Origin of the sequence: Bradyrhizobium sp. TM239, from assembly GCF_036247985.1 — a bacterium.
Lineage (GTDB): Bacteria > Pseudomonadota > Alphaproteobacteria > Rhizobiales > Xanthobacteraceae > Bradyrhizobium > Bradyrhizobium ottawaense.
The window spans coordinates 16,078-31,460 of sequence record NZ_BTIR01000028.1 but is presented as its reverse complement, the minus strand read 5'-3'; the positions used below and the strand labels follow the sequence as shown (position 1 = coordinate 31,460).

The window sequence follows — 15,383 nt, the reverse complement described above, 5'->3', positions numbered from 1 at the left end:
CACTCGAACAGCTCCCTCCCCCCTTGTGGGGGAGGGCTGGGGAGGGGGGTAGCCGCAGCGACGGTGTTGCCGTCGTTGACGAGCCGGGCACGCCGTCCTCGCGCCCTCGAGAGAATCCCCGTGTGGCACCCCCCTCCCTGACCCTCCCCCACAAGGGGGGAGGGAACGCACCGATATTGCCGCGCGTCCTTCAAGCAGTGGGTGCGCAGCGATGATCGGCAAGCTCAAGGGCCTGATCGATTCCTACGGCGAGGATTATGTGCTCCTCGACGTCGGCGGCGTCGGCTATCAGGTGCACTGCTCGGCCCGCACGCTGCAGCATCTGCCGTCGCCCGGCGAGGCGGCCGTGCTGTCGATCGAGACCTATGTCCGCGAAGATCAAATAAAACTGTTCGGCTTCCGCACCGACCAGGAGCGCGAATGGTTTCGCCTGCTCCAGACCGTGCAGGGCGTCGGCGCAAAAGTCGCGCTCGCCGTGCTTGGCACGCTGGCGCCGTCCGATCTCGCCAACGCCATCGCGCTGCGCGACAAGGCCGCGGTGGCGCGCACGCCCGGGGTCGGCCCCAAGGTCGCCGAGCGCATCGTCACCGAATTAAAGGACAAGGCGCCGGCCTTCGCCAATGTCGATCCCGCCGTGGTCCATCTCGCCGGCGCCGTCGACGACCAGCGCGCGCCGCGCCCGGTGGCGGATGCGATCTCCGCGCTGGTCAATCTCGGCTATGGCCAGCCGCAGGCGGCCGCGGCGATCGCATCGGCATCGCGCAGCGCCGGTGAGAGCGCCGAGACCGCGCAGCTCATCCGGCTAGGTCTGAAGGAGCTGTCGAAGTGAGCGCGGCCCACGCCAATCCCATCGCCGCCCTGTTTCGTCGCCTTTCGCGCGTGGCCGGTATCGTCGTGATTTTCTCCATTGTCGGGCCGCTGACGACCGCCGCGCTGGTTTCCGTGACGGTGACGGCGCTCGGTGCCGCGGTGCTGCAGATGTTTCTCGTGTTCCTCGAACTGGAAGCACTGCGTGCCCTGGTTTCGATCGCGGTCGTGCTGTTGGCCATCGTCACGATTCTCGCCTCGTTCCTTCCTGCAGTCGTCGCCGGCCTGATATTTGCGCTGGCTGCGGTCTACGCCGATCTCAACATGATCTGGATGGCGTGGCTCGCCGCGGCCATGGCCGCGGCCGGCTTCGTCGCGCTTGGCATGTTCGTCGTGCCCTCCGAAACCTCGGCGGTGATCGTGCCGAGTGTCCGTTCCGCGCCCGAGGCGCTGAAGCTTTCGGCGATGCTTGCCATCGTCGCCGTCATTCCGGCCAGCCTGTGCTGGTGGCTCGCGAAACCGCTGCATCGTGTTATCCTGCCCGCATGACCACTCCCCCACGCATCGTCACGCCCGAGCGCCGCAGCGATGATGTCGGCGACACCGCGCTGCGCCCGCAATCGCTGTCCGATTTCGTCGGCCAGCAGCAGGCGCGCAAGAATCTCTCGATCTTCATCGAGGCGGCGCGCAAGCGTGGCGAGGCGCTGGACCACGTGCTGTTCGTCGGCCCGCCCGGCCTCGGCAAGACCACGCTGGCGCAGATCGTGGCGAAGGAGCTCGGCGTCGGCTTTCGTGCGACGTCGGGTCCCGTCATCGCCAAGGCCGGCGATCTCGCCGCGCTGCTGACCAATCTCGAAGAGCGCGACGTGCTCTTCATCGACGAGATCCATCGCCTCAGCCCGGCGGTAGAAGAGGTGCTCTATCCCGCGATGGAGGACTTTCAGCTCGACCTCATCATCGGCGAGGGCCCGGCGGCACGCTCGGTCAAGATCGAGCTTTCGAAGTTCACCCTCGTCGGCGCCACCACGCGCGCCGGCCTTCTCACCAATCCGTTGCGCGATCGTTTCGGCATTCCGGTCCGGCTGAATTTCTACACGATCGAGGAGCTGGAGAGCATCGTCACCCGCGGCGCGCGCGTGCTCAATGTCGGCATGAGCGCCGACGGCGCCAACGAGATCGCGCGCCGCGCCCGCGGCACGCCGCGCATCGCCGGCCGCCTGCTCCGCCGCGTGCGCGATTTCGCCTCGGCGGCCGATGCCGACAAGATCGATCGCAAGATTGCCGACCACGCGCTGAGCGCGCTCGAGGTCGACGCCGCGGGCCTCGACGCCATGGATCGCCGCTACCTCACGACCATCGCGATGAACTATGGCGGCGGTCCGGTCGGGGTCGAGACCATGGCCGCCGCGCTGTCCGAGCCGCGCGATGCGATCGAGGACATCATCGAGCCCTATCTGATCCAGTGCGGCTATCTCCAGCGCACCCCGCGCGGCCGTCTGCTTACCTCGCACGCCTTCCGCCATCTCGGCATCGCCGAGCCCTCGCGCGATGCGGCCACCCAGTTCGGCCTGTTCGGGACGGACGAGAGCGACGACTGATCTGCGCAAAGGCAGCGCGCTCCGTCTATCATGAATTTCCTGTAATCTCGTGCAGACGGTCTGCACGAACACACCCCAATTCCGCTCCAATCGGACCGCATCAACAAGGCGCATTACGATCGGGTTTCCATGATCACGCGCCGTCACCTCCTCCGTTCCATCGGCGGCCTGTCCGCCCTCGGCGTCTCGACCGCCGCCTATGGCGTCGGCATCGAACCGGTGCTGCGCCTTCGCGTCACCCGCTATCATCCGACGCCGCGGCAATGGCCGGCGGATTTTCCGCTGAAGATCGCCGCCATCGCCGACATTCATGCCTGCGATCCCTGGATGTCGCTGGAGCGGATCGAGTCGATCGTCGACCGTACCAATGCGCTGAAGGCCGATCTCATCGTGCTGCTCGGCGACTATGTCGCCGGCATCCACCAGGTCTCGCGCACCATTCCGTCGCGCGAATGGGCGAGGGTGCTGGCTGGCCTGAAGGCGCCGCTCGGCGTCCATGCCGTGATGGGCAACCACGATTATTGGGACGACAGGACGGTGCAGCAGGCAGGGCACGGGCCAACCATCGCGCATCGTGCGCTGGAGGCGGCCGGCATCCCGGTCTACGAGAATGACGCCGTGCGCCTCACCAAGGACGGCCGCCCGTTCTGGCTTGCCGGTCTCGGCGATCAGCTGGCCTTCCTGCCGGCGCGGCGCTTCCGCAGCATAGGTCGCTTCGGCGCCGACGATCTGAGCGCCACGCTCGCCAAGATCACCGACGATGCGCCGGTCATCCTGCTCGCGCACGAGCCCAACATCGCGCCGCTCGTACCCGGGCGCGTCGCGCTGCAATTGTCCGGCCATACCCATGGCGGCCAGGTTCGCCTGCTCGGCTGGTCGCCGGCGGTTTCGCCCAAGAACGGCCTGCGCCTCGCCTATGGTCACTTCCGGCTGAAATGCGACCTCATTGTCTCCGGTGGCCTCGGTTGCAGCATCGTGCCGGTTCGTGTCGGCGTGCCGCCCGAGATCGTCGAGGTGACGTTGGGGAGGACACCGGCGGTGGTGTAGTGCACTGCCTCGGACTGTGCAGCAGCGGTTCAAGCTGTTAGCATTGCTCGATGGAGCCACGTGTCGAAAATATCGAGAGGCTGCGCGCGCTGAGATCCGCCATTGATGAAGGAATGGCGGACGTGGCGGCGGGGCGCGTTGTGTCCTGGAACTTGAAAGAGTTTCTTGAGGAAGCTCGCAAACAGAAAATCGATAAGCCGAAATGACTGCCCACCTCGACGGCGAGATCCGCGACGGCCGCCACCACATGCAGGTCCGCGTCTATTACGAGGACACGGATTTCTCCGGCATCGTCTATCACGCCAATTATCTGCGCTACATGGAGCGCGGCCGTACCAATCACCTCCGGCTGATGGGCGCCGAGCAGCAGGCGCTGTTCGATCAGGTGGAAACCGAAGGTGCGGGCTTTGCCTTCGTGGTCCGCTCGATGCATCTGGATTTCCTCAAGCCGGCGCGGATGGACGACGTGCTCGACGTCGTGACCTGGCCGGTTGCGGTGAAGGGCGCCTCGATCCTGCTGGCGCAGGAAGTGCGTCGCGGCCAGGAGGTTCTGGTGAAGGCCGAGGTCCGCGTCGCCTTCATCAGCGACGGCCGCGCCCAGCCGATCCCGAAATCGATTCGCGCGTTGATGAAAGCCGATTTGATTTCGTGATCGCCCGATAAGTGATCGCCCGATTTGTGATGGCCTATCGACTCCACGATTTGCGGCGATAGATTGCGGCCCCGACCAACCGATGAGGCCATCATGTCGCGCCCGCCGCTTCCACCCTTCACCCGTGAGACCGCCGCGCAAAAGGCCCGCATGGCCGAGGACGCCTGGAATTCACGCGACCCGGTGCGCGTCTCGCTGGCCTATACCGAGGACAGCCGCTGGCGCAATCGCTCCGAGATCCTGCAGGGTCGCGAGGCCATCGTCGCGTTCCTCACCCGCAAATGGGAGAAGGAGCAGGACTACCGCCTGATCAAGGACCTCTGGGCCTTCGACGAGAACCGCATCGCCGCGCGCTTCCAGTACGAATGGCACGACGCGAGCGGCCAGTGGTATCGCTCCTACGGCAACGAGCAGTGGGAGTTCGACGAGCACGGCTTGATGAAGCGGCGCGAGGCGTCGATCAATGATATCGCGATCGCGGAGAAGGATCGCCGGTTTCACTGGGCCGCGCCCGGGCCGCGGCCCGCGGATGTGCCGGGGCTGGGGACGGATCCGTTCTGAAGCGAACTTCTTCTCCCTCTTCCCTCAAGCGGGGCGAGGTGAAGTCATCGCCTCGCCAAGAACCTCGTGATCGCCCCGCCCAGCTTCGCGTTGTCCATCGGCTCCGCCAGCGACGCTCTTGCCGTCGCCACGACATCGTCCGGTGCCTTGCCGTCGCGGAGATCGCAGCACACCTGCGCAAACTCCACGTCGAACTCCGGATGCGGCTGCACCGTCAGCGTGGCGCCGTTGGCGTAGAGTAGCCCGGCATGCGGGGTGAAGTCGGACGAGAGGATCGTGAGCGCGTCGTTGGGCGGCTCGATCACCTGATCCTGATGTGAGGCGGCGATTGCGACCTCCTCGCCGCCAATGACGCCGTTCTCCGGCAGCACCTGGTAAACGTGCCGGCCGATGCCCCAGCCCTTCTCGGATTTGCGCACGGTGCCGCCGAGCGCCTGCGCGATCAGCTGATGGCCGAAGCAGATGCCGACCATCGGCGTCTTGTTGGCGTAGGCGGTGCGGACGAAATCCTCAAGCCGCGCGATCCAGTCGAGCCCGTCATAGACGCCGGCGGCAGCACCTGTGATCAGCACGGCCTCGAGCTTGCCCGGATCGGGAAGCGCGTCGCCATTCGTGATGCTGACGACGTCCACGGTGGCCGTCGGGTCCTCGGTGCGGACCATGCGTTCGAACATGTCCGGGAACGAGCCGTGCTGCTCGCGATATTCTTGCGGGACCTGTCCGGTCTCGATGATCGTGATGCGTGCCATGTGCCCCCAGGAGGTTGCGAAGCTCAGTCGCTTTCTGCCCGATATTGCTGGTGTGACGCTGTACGCTCCAGCAATGCACTTTCCTTGCGGACCTCGTTGAGAAAGGCCTTGGCCAGGCGCGACAGCGGCTCGGCCTCCGACCATAGCATATAGGCGACCGCGTGCGTCGTCGGTGTGAACGGCCGGACGACGAGGCCGCCGCCGCCGGCGGCGTTCAACGGTCGAGCGTTGCTCTGGTGCCAGGAAAAAAAGTGCACTCCCTCTCCCGCTTGCGGGAGAGGGCAGGGGAGAGGGCTCTCTCCAACCGGGGACATTCCCGATGCGGAGAAAGCCCCCACCCGGCGCTTCGCGCCGACCTCCCCCGCAAGCGGGAGAGGTTGAGCGAGCCCGCGGCTTGCATCGATCTAACCTCGCGCCATTCCGCTTTGATCCTCGAACTCCATCAGTGCCTTGCGCATGGTCTCGACCAGGTCCAGCGCCACCGGTGAGGGACTGCGTTGCGCCGGGAAGACGGCTGAGAATTCGAAGTCGATGCGTGGCAGGAAGCGCCGCACGACGACGCCGCGCGTCGCAAATTCCTGTGCGGTGAAGGGGTCGCAGATCGAGACCCCGAGCCCCGATGACACCATCCCGCACATGATCTCCGACAGCGTCGTCTCCACCCGCAGCACGCGGCGGACGTCGCTGCGGTGAAACACCTGGTCGACGAGATGCCGGCTGGACGATCCCGCCGAGAGCGAGATGAACGTCTCGCCCTCGAAATCGCGCGGCTCCAGCACTTCTTTCTCGGCGAGGCGATGTCCGGTCGGCACTACGGCGACGCGCGCCAGCGCCGGCAGGCGCAGGCTCGGCAGTCCGGAATGGGCAATCGGCACCTCGGCAAAGCCGATGTCGCATTGATTGTTCAAGACCCAGTCGACCACGATCGGCGAGATCACGCCGAAGAAGGCCAGGTTGAGATTGGGCCGTTCTTTCAGGAAATGTCCGGCAAGCCGCGGCAGGTAGCCGTTCGCCAGCGCCGGCAGCGCGGCGATGCGCAGCGAGCCGGTGCGGCGGCCACGGATTTCTTCGGCTGCAGCCGTGATGCGTTCGAGACCGACAAAGGAGCGCTCCACTTCGGTATAGAGCGCCATTGCCGCGGCGGTCGGCACGAGGCCGGTGCCGCGTCGCTCGAACAACTCCATCTTCAAAAGCGCCTGGAAGTCGCGCAGCAACCGGCTGACAGCGGGCTGCGTCACCACCATCAGCTTCGCGGCCTCGGTGACGCTGCCGGTCAACATGGTCGCGCGGAAGGCCTCCACCTGCCGCGAATTGATCCGCGCCATTCCAAATCCATCCATAACATTTAGGCCTACAGAGGTTGCCATTATTCATTGGACGATGGAAGTATAGGTTGCGATCTTTTTCATCAGGACTGGAGACAGCCCGCTTTTTCGGCAGATTGGAGGGGTTCAAACCTCCAGATCGCGCCAAAACCCGCCGTACGGGCGCCGGAGCCCTGCTTGGAGACGGGATTGCGCGGAAGGAAATGCGGAAGAGGCTTCAGCCAGCGAGACTCGTCGGCACGTCACCTCATTCCGGTATGGAGATCGGTCCACATGAAGACTTTTCGCCTTCTGACCGCGGTCAGCATCGCAGCGCTCATTGCCGTCCCGTCGGCCGTTTCGGCCCAGCAAAAGACGCTCTACGTCGCCGGCTATGGCGGCTCGTTCGAGAAGACGATCCGCGACGAGGTGATCCCCGCCTTCGAGAAGGAGAACGGCGTCAAGGTCGAATACGTCGCCGGCAACTCCACCGACACGCTGGCAAAACTCCAGGCGCAGAAGGGCAATCAGCAGATCGACGTCGCCATCGTCGATGACGGCCCGATGTACCAGGCGATCCAGCTCGGCTTCTGCGGCAGGCTCGAAGGCCTGCCGGCCGATCTCTACGACACCGCCCGCTTCAAGGACGATCGAGCCGTCGCGATCGGCATCGTCGCGACCGGCCTGATGTACAACACCAAGGTGTTCAAGGAGAAAGGCTGGGCGCCGCCGACCTCGTGGAATGACCTGAAGGACACGAAATACGCAAAACAGCTGGTGATCCCGCCGATCAACAACACCTACGGTCTCGAAGCGCTGGTGATGCTGTCGAAGATGAACGGCGGCGGCGAGACCAATGTCGATTCCGGCTTCAAGATCTTCAAGGAACAGATCAATCCGAACGTGCTCGCCTACGAGCCGTCGCCGGGCAAGATGACCGAGCTGTTCCAGTCCGGCCAGGCCGTGATCGCAGTGTGGGGCACTGGCCGCGTGCAGAGCTTTGCCAATACCGGCTTCCCCGTCGACTTCATCTATCCCAAGGAAGGCGCCGCGACGCTGCTGACCACGGCCTGTCCGATCACCAAGCCAAACGCTTCGCCGCTGGCGTCAAGCTTCGTCAAGATGCTGCTCGACCCCAAGATCCAGCTCGTGATGCTGAAGGATTACGGCTACGGCCCGGTGCTGAAATCGCTGGTGATCCCGCCCGAGCTCGGCAAGATGGCGCCGATCGGCGAGCGTGCGGCCAAGCTCTATAATCCGGACTGGACCGTCATCAACGAGAAACGCGAGGAGTGGACCAAGCGCTGGAATCGCGAGGTCGAACGCTGATCGTTCGCGGCGGAGACAGCGATATGGCCTATCTCGAGCTCGATCGGGTCGCAAAACAGTTCGGTGCGCAGACTGTGGTCGACGACTTCAGTCTGTCGGTGGGGAAGGGGGAGTTCATCTCCTTCCTCGGCCCGTCCGGCTGCGGCAAGACCACGACCCTGCAGATGATCGCGGGTTTCCTCGATCCCACCCGCGGCGCGATCCGCCTCGAGGGTAAGGACCTGACCGCGATCCATCCGGCCAAGCGCGGCCTCGGCATCGTGTTCCAGAGCTACGCGCTGTTTCCGCACATGACGGCGGCGGAGAACGTCGCCTTCGGTCTCGAGATGCGCAACGTGCCGCGCACTGAAAGAGCCGAGCGCGTCCGTGCCGCGCTGGCGATGGTCGGCCTCGCCGGCTTTGAGGATCGCCATCCCCGCCGCATGTCCGGCGGCCAGCAGCAACGCGTGGCACTGGCCCGTGCGCTGGTGATCAAGCCGAGCGTGCTGTTGCTCGACGAGCCGCTGTCGAACCTTGACGCCAAGTTGCGCGAGGAGATGCAGATCGAGCTGCGCCAGATCCAGCGCACCATCGGCACCACAACGATCCTCGTGACCCACGACCAGAACGAGGCGATGTCGCTGTCGGATCGCATCGTGGTGATGAGCCAGGGCAAGATCGAGCAGATCGGCACGCCGCAGGAGACTTACGAGCGACCGGCCTCGGCCTTCGTCTCGCAGTTCCTGGGCAAGACCAATGACTTTGCCGGAACGATCGATCGGACCGTCTCGCCGACGCAGTTGGTGGCGGGCTCCTGGCGCGCGCCGGCGCCGGCCGGGCTCGGTGGTCCCGTGACCGTCAGCGTTCGCCCCGAACGAATCGGCTTTGGCGATACCGGCCTCAGCGCCAAAATCGTCACGCGCATCTTCCAGGGCAATCATTGGCTGTTCCAGTGCGACAGCGAATGCGGTCCGGCGATCGTGATCCGCCAGAATGACGGCAAGGCGCAGCCGGCCGAGGGCGACGCGGTTCGCCTCGCCTGGCGTCCGGAGGACATGAGCGTGCGCGCGAGGGCTGGCGCATGAGCGCGGCGGCCGAGGAGCGCAGCGCGCGTGCGCCATGGGCGCTGACGGCGCCCGCCTTGATGCTGTTCGTCGGCGTCTTGCTGATTCCGCTGGCGATGACTGTGATGCTGTCGTTCCACGACTGGGGCCAGTACAAGGGCATCGAGCCCGTTTTCATCCTCAAGAACTGGCACGAGATTGCGACCGATCCCTATTACGCCGAGATGTTCTGGCGGACCTTTCGCATCGCTATCCTGACCACGCTGCTCACCGCGCTGCTCGGGGCGCCCGAAGCCTACATCCTCAACCGCATGAGCGGGCGCTGGAAAAGCTTCTTCCTGCTGGTCATTCTCGGGCCGCTGCTCATCTCCGTGGTGGCGCGCACGCTCGGCTGGGCGCTGCTGTTCGGCGGCAACAACGGCCTCGTCAACAAGCTCCTGATGTCGCTTGGGGTGATTAGCTCGCCCATTCCCTTCATGTTCACCGAGACCGGCATGGTCATCGCCCTCGCGCATGTGATGATGCCGTTCATGGTGCTGTCGGTGTGGGCCGCGCTGCAGCGGCTCGATCCGCAGATCGAGAATGCCGCGATGTCGCTCGGCGCCGGCCCCGCCACCATCATTCGCCGCATCATCATGCCGCAGATCATGCCGGGCGTGCTGTCGGGTGCGATCATCGTGTTTTCGCTCTCGGCCAGCGCGTTTGCCACGCCCGCGATCATTGGCGGCCGCCGGCTCAAGGTTGCCGCGACGCTCGCCTATGACGAGTTCCTCAACACGCTGAACTGGCCGCTCGGCGCAGCCGTCGCGACGCTCCTGCTGGTCGCGCTGGTGCTCATCGTCGTCGGCAGCAACGCGTTGATCGAGCGCCGCTACGCGGAGGTGTTCCGATGAGACGGAACGGCCCGCTGGCGCTGATCTTCCATACCTTCTTCGTCATCGTCATGGTGGCGCCGATCGCGGTGGTCTGTCTCGTCGCCTTTACGCCCGAGGGCTTCCTGTCACTGCCGACCAACGGCTTTTCGCTGCGCTGGTTCAGGACCATCGCGAACTACCCCGAATTCATCCACGCCTTCTGGGTCAGCCTTGGCCTCGGCGCGCTGTCATCCTTCGTGGCGCTCCTGTTCGCGGTGCCGGCGGCGCTGGCGATCGCGCGCTATCGATTCCGCGGCCGCGATGCGCTGGCCGCGCTGTTCCTGTCGCCGCTGATGATCCCGCATGTCGTGCTCGGCATCGCCTTCCTGCGCTTCTTCACCTCGGCCGGCCTGGGCGGCAGTTTTGCCGCGCTGATCATCGCGCATGTCATCATCGTGTTTCCGTTCGCGCTGCGGCTGACGCTGGCGGCCGCGACCGGCATGGACCGCACGGTCGAGATCGCGGCGGTCTCACTCGGGGCCGGCGGCTGGACGCTGTTCCGCCGCGTGACCTTGCCGTTGATCCTGCCCGGCGTCATCAGCGGCTGGGCGCTCGCCTTCATCCAGTCCTTCGACGATCTGACCATGACCGTCTTCCTCGCGGCACCCGGCACCGAGACGTTGCCGGTGCGCATGTTCCTTTATATCCAGGACAACATCGATCCGCTGGTGACGTCGGTCTCGGCCTGCGTGATCGCTGTGACCATGACCGCCCTCATTCTGCTCGACCGCTTCTACGGGCTCGACCGCGTGCTCGCCGGCAAGGGCGGCGATACGGGGCGATAGGAGAACTTATGTCTAAAGCGTTTTCGAGCGAAGTGGACGCCGGTTCGCGTAAAGAAAACGCGTCTAAACAAAAATCTGATTACGACGTCGCTGTCGTCGGCGGCGGGTTGCTCGGCTCCGCCATTGCCTGGGGCCTCGGCCGCCTCGGCAAGAAGGTCGCCGTGCTCGACGAAGGCGACATCACCAAGCGCGCCTCACGCGCCAACTTTGCGCTGGTCTGGGTGCAGAGCAAGGGCCTCGGCATGCCGGCCTATACGGTGTGGACCGTTCAGGCGTCGCAGGCGTGGGGCCAGCTTGCTTCCGAGTTGAAGCAGCAGACCGGGCTCGACGTTTCGCTCCAGCAGAACGGCGGCTTTCATCTCACGCTCGGCGAGGACGAGTTCGGCCAGCGTACCGAGCTGGTCAAGCGCATGCACAATCAGACCGGTGCGGCCGATTACAAGATGGAGATGCTGTCCGCATCCGAGGTCAAGAAGTCGCTGCCGCTGATCGGGCCGGAGGTCTCCGGCGGCAGCTATTGCCCGCTCGACGGCCACGTCAATTCGCTGCGCACGTTCCGCGCCTTCCACACCGGCTTCAGGGCGTTCGGCATCGATTATCTTCCCGAGCGTCCGGTCTCGGCGATCAGCAAGAGCGGCGGCGAATTCCGCCTGACCACGCCGAAGGGCGAGCTGCGCGCGGCCAAGATCGTGCTCGCCGCCGGCAATGCCAACCAGACGCTGGCGCCCATGGTCGGCCTCTACGCGCCGATGGGCCCGACCCGCGGCCAGATCGTGGTGACCGAGCGCACCATGCCGTTCCTGCCGCATCCCCTGACCACGATCCGCCAGACCGACGAGGGCACGGTGATGATCGGCGACAGCAAGGAAGACGAACTGGATGATCGTGCGCTGAAACATTCGATCAGCGCCGTGATGACCGATCGCGCCCAGCGCATGTTCCCGCATTTGTCGCGGCTCAACGTCGTCAGGAGCTGGGCCGGCATCCGCGTCATGCCGCAGGACGGCTTTCCGATCTACGACCAGTCGGAGACGCATCCCGGCGCTTTCGTCGCCTGCTGCCATTCCGGCGTGACGCTGGCCTCCAACCACGCCTTCGAGATCGCGCGCATGGTTGCGGCTGGCGCGCTCGAGCCGGAGCTGGTCGGCGCGTTCTCGGCCAGCCGATTCGGCGCCGCGGGCACGGCGAACAACAGCGGCTACTAGAGATATCAAGGAGCCAAGAGGCATCCCATGTTTAAGAGATCCGAACAGGACAAGCGACCGCAGGTCGAGATCTTCGTCGACGGCGTTGCCGTCGCGGCGCGTCAGGGTGACACCGTCTCGGCCGCGCTGCTGGCCTCCGGCGTTGACGCGCGCCGTTCGACCGCGGTGAGCGGCGCGCCGCGTCTGCCCTATTGCATGATGGGCGTGTGCTTCGACTGCCTCGTCACCATCGACGGCGTCGGCAACCGCCAGGGCTGTCTGGTGCCCGTCGCCGACGGCATGCAGGTCGAGATTCAGAAGGGCAAGCGGGAGATCGGGAAATGACTGTGGCTCCCAAGCGCGAAGACTATGACGTTGTGGTGATCGGCGCGGGACCCGCGGGCCTTGCCGCTGCTGCGACCTCCGCCGAAGCCGGCTTGTCGACGCTGCTGCTCGACGAGAATGTCGGCCCGGGCGGTCAGGTGTTTCGCGCGATCTCTTCGACGCCGGTGACCGATCGCAATCAGCTCGGCGCCGATTATTGGCTCGGTGCCGATCTCGTGCAGGCTTTGCGCGCCAGCAACGCTGAAGTCATTCACCGTGCCACGGTCTGGAGCCTCGACCGCAACCTCGAGATCGCCGTCTCGGTCGGCGGCGCGTCCGCCTTCGTCAAGGCGAAGCGCGTGATCCTCGCGACCGGCGCGCTGGAGCGGCCGTTTCCGATTCCGGGCTGGACGCTGCCGGGCGTGATGACCGCGGGCGCCGCGCAGACCATGTTGAAATCATCGGCGCTGGTTCCTGATGGCCGCACGGTGATCGCGGGGCAGGGGCCGCTGCTGTGGCTGCTCGCCGCGCAGATCCTGCGGCTCGGCGGCCGCATCGACCGCATCCTTGACACCACCGAGCGCGGCAACTACTTCGCGGCGCTGCCGCACGCCTTCGCCTTCCTGACCTCGCCCTATTTCGCCAAGGGCCTCGCTATGATGCGCGAGGTGAAGGCCAAGGTGCAGGTCGTCTCCGGCGTCACGGAGCTCTCGGCGGCCGGCGACGGCCAGCTCGCCAGCGTCAGCTATGTCGCCGGCAGCAGGCGTGAGACCATTCCTGCTGACCTGCTGCTGCTGCATCAGGGCGTCGTGCCCAACGTCAATCTCGCCATGTCGGCCGGCGTCGAGCATCGCTGGGATGATCTGCAACTGTGCTGGTCGCCGGTGCTAGATGCCGGCGGTAGTTCGTCGGTCGCCGGCATTGCGATCGCCGGCGATGGTGCCGGCATCGGCGGCGCCAATGCCGCCGTGGTGCGCGGCCGCATCGCGGCGCGTGCAGCGGTGGAAGCGCTGGCGCCCGCGGCTGCAGCAAAGCTGCCCGCGATGGCGACACTGCGCGCCGATCTCGCCAAGGCCGAGCGCGGCCGCGTCTTCCTCGACACGCTGTTCCGCCCGCCGCCGCAGTTCCGGATTCCCTCGGGCGACACCATCGTCTGCCGCTGCGAGGAGGTGACGGCAAAGGACGTTCTCGACTCTGTCGCGATCGGCGCGACCGGGCCGAACCAGCTCAAGGCCTATCGCCGCACCGGCATGGGGCCGTGCCAGGGCCGTCTCTGTGGACTCACCGTCACCGAGCTGATGGCGCAAGCGCGCGGCAAGAGCCCGCAGGAGATCGGCTACTATCGCCTGCGCGCGCCGGTCAAGCCGATCACGCTCGCCGAGCTCGCGGCCGTCCCGAAAAGCGAGGCGGACGTCAAGGCGGTGGTGCGCGGATGACAAGATGCGTGGATGCGATCGTCGTCGGCGGCGGCATCCACGGATGCTCCACCGCGTTGCATCTGTGCCTCGCCGGCCTGAAACCGGTGTTGATCGAGAAGGATTATGCCGGACGCCACGCCTCCGGCGTCAATGCCGGCGGCGTCCGTCAGCTCGCCCGGCATATCCCCGAAATTCCGCTCTCGATCCGCTCGATGGGAATCTGGGAGAAGATCAAGGATCTCCTCGACGACGATTGCAGCTTCGAGAGCCACGGCCAGGTGCTGGTCGCGGAAAACGAAGAGGAGCTCGCGGTCTGCCGTGCGCGCGTGGCCGAACTCAATGCGCTCGGCTTCACCCACGAAGAGCTGATCGACGCGACTGAATTGCGCCAGCTGGTGCCGGCAGTGGCCGAAACCTGCCCCGGTGGGGTGGTTTCGCGCCGCGACGGTGCGGCCAATCCGGCGCAGACGACGACGGCGTTCCGGCGCAAGGCCCAGCAGCTCGGCGCGACCGTGCGCGAGGGCGTCGCCGCCAGCAACATCCGGTACAGCGATGGGCTCTGGCATGTCGATGTCGGCACTGAAACCTTTGCCGCGCCGGTGCTGGTCAACGCTGCGGGCGCCTGGGCCGGCAAGATCGCGGCCGCGCTCGGCGAGCCCGTGCCGGTCGAGACCGTGGCGCCGATGCTGATGATCACCTCGCGCGTGCCGCACTTCATCGATCCCGTCGTGATCCTGCGCGGGCGTAAACTCTCGTTCAAGCAGTTCTCCAACGGCACCGTGCTGATCGGCGGCGGTCATCTGGCGACGCCCTATCAGGATCGCAACGAGACGGTGCTGGACTGGAAGAGCCTCGCGACCAGCGCACGCACCGTGTTCGAGCTGTTCCCGGTGATGCGCAGCGCCACCATCGTCCGCGCCTGGGCCGGAATCGAAGCGAAGATGAAGGACGATATTCCCGTGTTCGGGCCGAGCAGCCGTCACAAGGGACTCTATCATCAGTTCGGCTTCTCGCTGCACGGCTTCCAGCTTGGCCCCGGCGCCGGCGCCGTGATGGCGGAGCTGATCGTCAACGGCGGCACCCAGACCCGCGTCGGTGATCTCGGCATCGACCGCTTCCATCCTTCCACGCTCTAACAATGAGGACATCATGAGCATCACCCGCAGCATCCGCACGCCCATCATGCACCGCGCCGTCGAGGCCAATGGCTTCGTCTTCCTCGGCGGCACCATCGCCGATGACACCAGCGTGTCCATGGGCGATCAGACCCGCAACATCCTCGGCAAGATCGCCGGCTATCTGAAGGAAGCCGGCACCGACAAGAGCCGCATCGTCAGTGCCTCGATCTTCGTCACGGATCTCTCCAAGAAGAAGGAGATGGACGCGGCCTGGACCGAGTTCTTCGGCGACAATCTGCCGACCCGCGCCACTGTCGGCGTCGCCGATCTCGGCGGCAGCGCGCTGATCGAAGTGGTGGTCACCGCACTCAAGGGCTGATCGCGACAGGCCGACGAGGGACGTCGGCGCTTCCCGCGCCGTCGTCCCCTCGAACCGCGCCTTGATCTCGCGCTTCGATGGGACTAGTTAGAGGGTCCCCGATCAGGATATTCGCAGCCATGGATTTTACCCCGACCGCAAAGCCCATCCGCCTTGCTCACGGGGAATTCC

At 65.6% G+C, this 15,383-nt stretch carries 18 protein-coding genes and 1 pseudogene; 16 read left to right on the top strand and 3 right to left on the bottom strand.

The window, feature by feature from the left end; translation table 11 throughout:
* Positions 1–211: 211 nt before the first annotated feature.
* The 7 genes from ruvA (at position 212) to AABA84_RS33490 (ending at position 4,665) form a co-directional block, all read left to right on the top strand.
* The gene (gene ruvA / locus AABA84_RS33520; protein WP_063981036.1) at positions 212–829 is read left to right on the top strand and encodes a Holliday junction branch migration protein RuvA; all 618 of its coding nucleotides are present in this window, start codon (positions 212–214) and stop codon (positions 827–829) included.
* Entirely contained in the window at positions 826–1,356 is a 531-nt protein-coding gene (locus tag AABA84_RS33515; protein ID WP_338314264.1) for a hypothetical protein, read from the top strand. Before ruvA ends, AABA84_RS33515 begins: the two co-directional genes overlap by 4 nt.
* Positions 1,353–2,405: a Holliday junction branch migration DNA helicase RuvB gene (gene ruvB, locus AABA84_RS33510; protein WP_338314263.1), complete on the top strand. Its 1,053-nt coding sequence runs from the start codon at positions 1,353–1,355 to the stop codon at positions 2,403–2,405. Before AABA84_RS33515 ends, ruvB begins: the two co-directional genes overlap by 4 nt.
* 129 nt (positions 2,406–2,534) lie before the next feature.
* Positions 2,535–3,452, top strand: coding sequence for a metallophosphoesterase (locus AABA84_RS33505; protein WP_338314262.1), 918 nt, complete (start codon positions 2,535–2,537; stop codon positions 3,450–3,452).
* A 50-nt stretch (positions 3,453–3,502) separates the two neighbouring features.
* Entirely contained in the window at positions 3,503–3,658 is a 156-nt protein-coding gene (locus AABA84_RS33500) for a hypothetical protein (RefSeq protein ID WP_212245358.1), read from the top strand.
* On the top strand, positions 3,655–4,104 hold the full coding sequence (gene ybgC, locus AABA84_RS33495; RefSeq protein ID WP_338314261.1) for a tol-pal system-associated acyl-CoA thioesterase: 450 nt from the start codon (positions 3,655–3,657) through the stop codon (positions 4,102–4,104). The genes AABA84_RS33500 and ybgC overlap by 4 nt, the downstream gene beginning before the upstream one ends.
* Positions 4,105–4,197: 93 nt before the next feature.
* The gene (locus tag AABA84_RS33490; RefSeq protein WP_212245356.1) at positions 4,198–4,665 is read left to right on the top strand and encodes a nuclear transport factor 2 family protein; all 468 of its coding nucleotides are present in this window, start codon (positions 4,198–4,200) and stop codon (positions 4,663–4,665) included.
* A 44-nt stretch (positions 4,666–4,709) separates the two neighbouring features.
* Here the strand turns inward: AABA84_RS33490 and AABA84_RS33485 are convergent, their stop codons facing one another.
* From AABA84_RS33485 to AABA84_RS33475, 3 genes and pseudogenes are all read right to left on the bottom strand, one after another.
* Complete coding sequence (locus AABA84_RS33485) at positions 4,710–5,414, bottom strand: type 1 glutamine amidotransferase (RefSeq protein WP_338314260.1); 705 nt, start codon at positions 5,412–5,414, stop codon at positions 4,710–4,712.
* Between the two features lie 23 nt (positions 5,415–5,437).
* Positions 5,438–5,698, bottom strand: a pseudogene (locus AABA84_RS33480) (LysR family transcriptional regulator); the annotation flags it as partial.
* Positions 5,699–5,818: 120 nt separating this feature from the next.
* The gene (locus tag AABA84_RS33475; RefSeq protein WP_212245352.1) at positions 5,819–6,739 is read right to left on the bottom strand and encodes a LysR substrate-binding domain-containing protein; all 921 of its coding nucleotides are present in this window, start codon (positions 6,737–6,739) and stop codon (positions 5,819–5,821) included.
* Positions 6,740–7,012: 273 nt separating this feature from the next.
* On the opposite strand from AABA84_RS33475, the gene AABA84_RS33470 reads away from it, so the two are divergent.
* Genes AABA84_RS33470 through AABA84_RS33430 form a run of 9 tightly spaced genes read left to right on the top strand, consistent with a single transcriptional unit; the run spans position 7,013 to position 15,212 of the window.
* Positions 7,013–8,047 carry an ABC transporter substrate-binding protein gene (locus AABA84_RS33470; RefSeq protein ID WP_338314259.1) on the top strand — a complete coding sequence of 345 codons (1,035 nt, stop codon included), beginning with the start codon at positions 7,013–7,015 and terminating at the stop codon, positions 8,045–8,047.
* A gap of 23 nt (positions 8,048–8,070) precedes the next feature.
* A complete protein-coding gene (locus AABA84_RS33465; protein WP_338314258.1) occupies positions 8,071–9,111 on the top strand; it encodes an ABC transporter ATP-binding protein in 1,041 nt (346 codons plus the stop codon).
* Positions 9,108–9,983: an ABC transporter permease gene (locus AABA84_RS33460; RefSeq protein WP_104463525.1), complete on the top strand. Its 876-nt coding sequence runs from the start codon at positions 9,108–9,110 to the stop codon at positions 9,981–9,983. The genes AABA84_RS33465 and AABA84_RS33460 overlap by 4 nt, the downstream gene beginning before the upstream one ends.
* Positions 9,980–10,789 (top strand): ABC transporter permease, encoded by an 810-nt coding sequence (locus AABA84_RS33455; protein WP_338305603.1) that lies wholly within the window; start codon positions 9,980–9,982, stop codon positions 10,787–10,789. Before AABA84_RS33460 ends, AABA84_RS33455 begins: the two co-directional genes overlap by 4 nt.
* Before the next feature lie 8 nt (positions 10,790–10,797).
* Positions 10,798–11,994 (top strand): NAD(P)/FAD-dependent oxidoreductase, encoded by a 1,197-nt coding sequence (locus AABA84_RS33450; protein ID WP_338314257.1) that lies wholly within the window; start codon positions 10,798–10,800, stop codon positions 11,992–11,994.
* A 27-nt stretch (positions 11,995–12,021) separates the two neighbouring features.
* A complete protein-coding gene (locus tag AABA84_RS33445) occupies positions 12,022–12,318 on the top strand; it encodes a (2Fe-2S)-binding protein (RefSeq protein WP_338314256.1) in 297 nt (98 codons plus the stop codon).
* Positions 12,315–13,733: an FAD/NAD(P)-dependent oxidoreductase gene (locus AABA84_RS33440; RefSeq protein WP_338314255.1), complete on the top strand. Its 1,419-nt coding sequence runs from the start codon at positions 12,315–12,317 to the stop codon at positions 13,731–13,733. Before AABA84_RS33445 ends, AABA84_RS33440 begins: the two co-directional genes overlap by 4 nt.
* Positions 13,730–14,851, top strand: coding sequence for an NAD(P)/FAD-dependent oxidoreductase (locus AABA84_RS33435; protein ID WP_338314254.1), 1,122 nt, complete (start codon positions 13,730–13,732; stop codon positions 14,849–14,851). Before AABA84_RS33440 ends, AABA84_RS33435 begins: the two co-directional genes overlap by 4 nt.
* Before the next feature lie 13 nt (positions 14,852–14,864).
* A complete protein-coding gene (locus AABA84_RS33430; RefSeq protein WP_038951035.1) occupies positions 14,865–15,212 on the top strand; it encodes a RidA family protein in 348 nt (115 codons plus the stop codon).
* The last annotated feature ends 171 nt before the right edge of the window (positions 15,213–15,383 follow it).

Bases quoted from the DNA above. Each gene is read 5' to 3' on its own strand.
- AABA84_RS33430 (WP_038951035.1), top strand. From the start codon at position 14,865: ATGAGCATCACCCGCAGCATCCGCACGCCCATCATGCACCGCGCCGTC.
- AABA84_RS33440 (WP_338314255.1), top strand. From the start codon at position 12,315: ATGACTGTGGCTCCCAAGCGCGAAGACTATGACGTTGTGGTGATCGGC.
- AABA84_RS33460 (WP_104463525.1), top strand. From the start codon at position 9,108: ATGAGCGCGGCGGCCGAGGAGCGCAGCGCGCGTGCGCCATGGGCGCTG.
- AABA84_RS33505 (WP_338314262.1), top strand. From the start codon at position 2,535: ATGATCACGCGCCGTCACCTCCTCCGTTCCATCGGCGGCCTGTCCGCC.
- AABA84_RS33435 (WP_338314254.1), top strand. From the start codon at position 13,730: ATGACAAGATGCGTGGATGCGATCGTCGTCGGCGGCGGCATCCACGGA.
- ruvA (WP_063981036.1), top strand. From the start codon at position 212: ATGATCGGCAAGCTCAAGGGCCTGATCGATTCCTACGGCGAGGATTAT.
- AABA84_RS33485 (WP_338314260.1), bottom strand. From the start codon at position 5,414: ATGGCACGCATCACGATCATCGAGACCGGACAGGTCCCGCAAGAATAT.
- ruvB (WP_338314263.1), top strand. From the start codon at position 1,353: ATGACCACTCCCCCACGCATCGTCACGCCCGAGCGCCGCAGCGATGAT.
- AABA84_RS33490 (WP_212245356.1), top strand. From the start codon at position 4,198: ATGTCGCGCCCGCCGCTTCCACCCTTCACCCGTGAGACCGCCGCGCAA.
- AABA84_RS33450 (WP_338314257.1), top strand. From the start codon at position 10,798: ATGTCTAAAGCGTTTTCGAGCGAAGTGGACGCCGGTTCGCGTAAAGAA.
- AABA84_RS33455 (WP_338305603.1), top strand. From the start codon at position 9,980: ATGAGACGGAACGGCCCGCTGGCGCTGATCTTCCATACCTTCTTCGTC.
- AABA84_RS33500 (WP_212245358.1), top strand. From the start codon at position 3,503: ATGGAGCCACGTGTCGAAAATATCGAGAGGCTGCGCGCGCTGAGATCC.
- AABA84_RS33470 (WP_338314259.1), top strand. From the start codon at position 7,013: ATGAAGACTTTTCGCCTTCTGACCGCGGTCAGCATCGCAGCGCTCATT.
- AABA84_RS33445 (WP_338314256.1), top strand. From the start codon at position 12,022: ATGTTTAAGAGATCCGAACAGGACAAGCGACCGCAGGTCGAGATCTTC.
- AABA84_RS33465 (WP_338314258.1), top strand. From the start codon at position 8,071: ATGGCCTATCTCGAGCTCGATCGGGTCGCAAAACAGTTCGGTGCGCAG.
- AABA84_RS33475 (WP_212245352.1), bottom strand. From the start codon at position 6,739: ATGGCGCGGATCAATTCGCGGCAGGTGGAGGCCTTCCGCGCGACCATG.
- ybgC (WP_338314261.1), top strand. From the start codon at position 3,655: ATGACTGCCCACCTCGACGGCGAGATCCGCGACGGCCGCCACCACATG.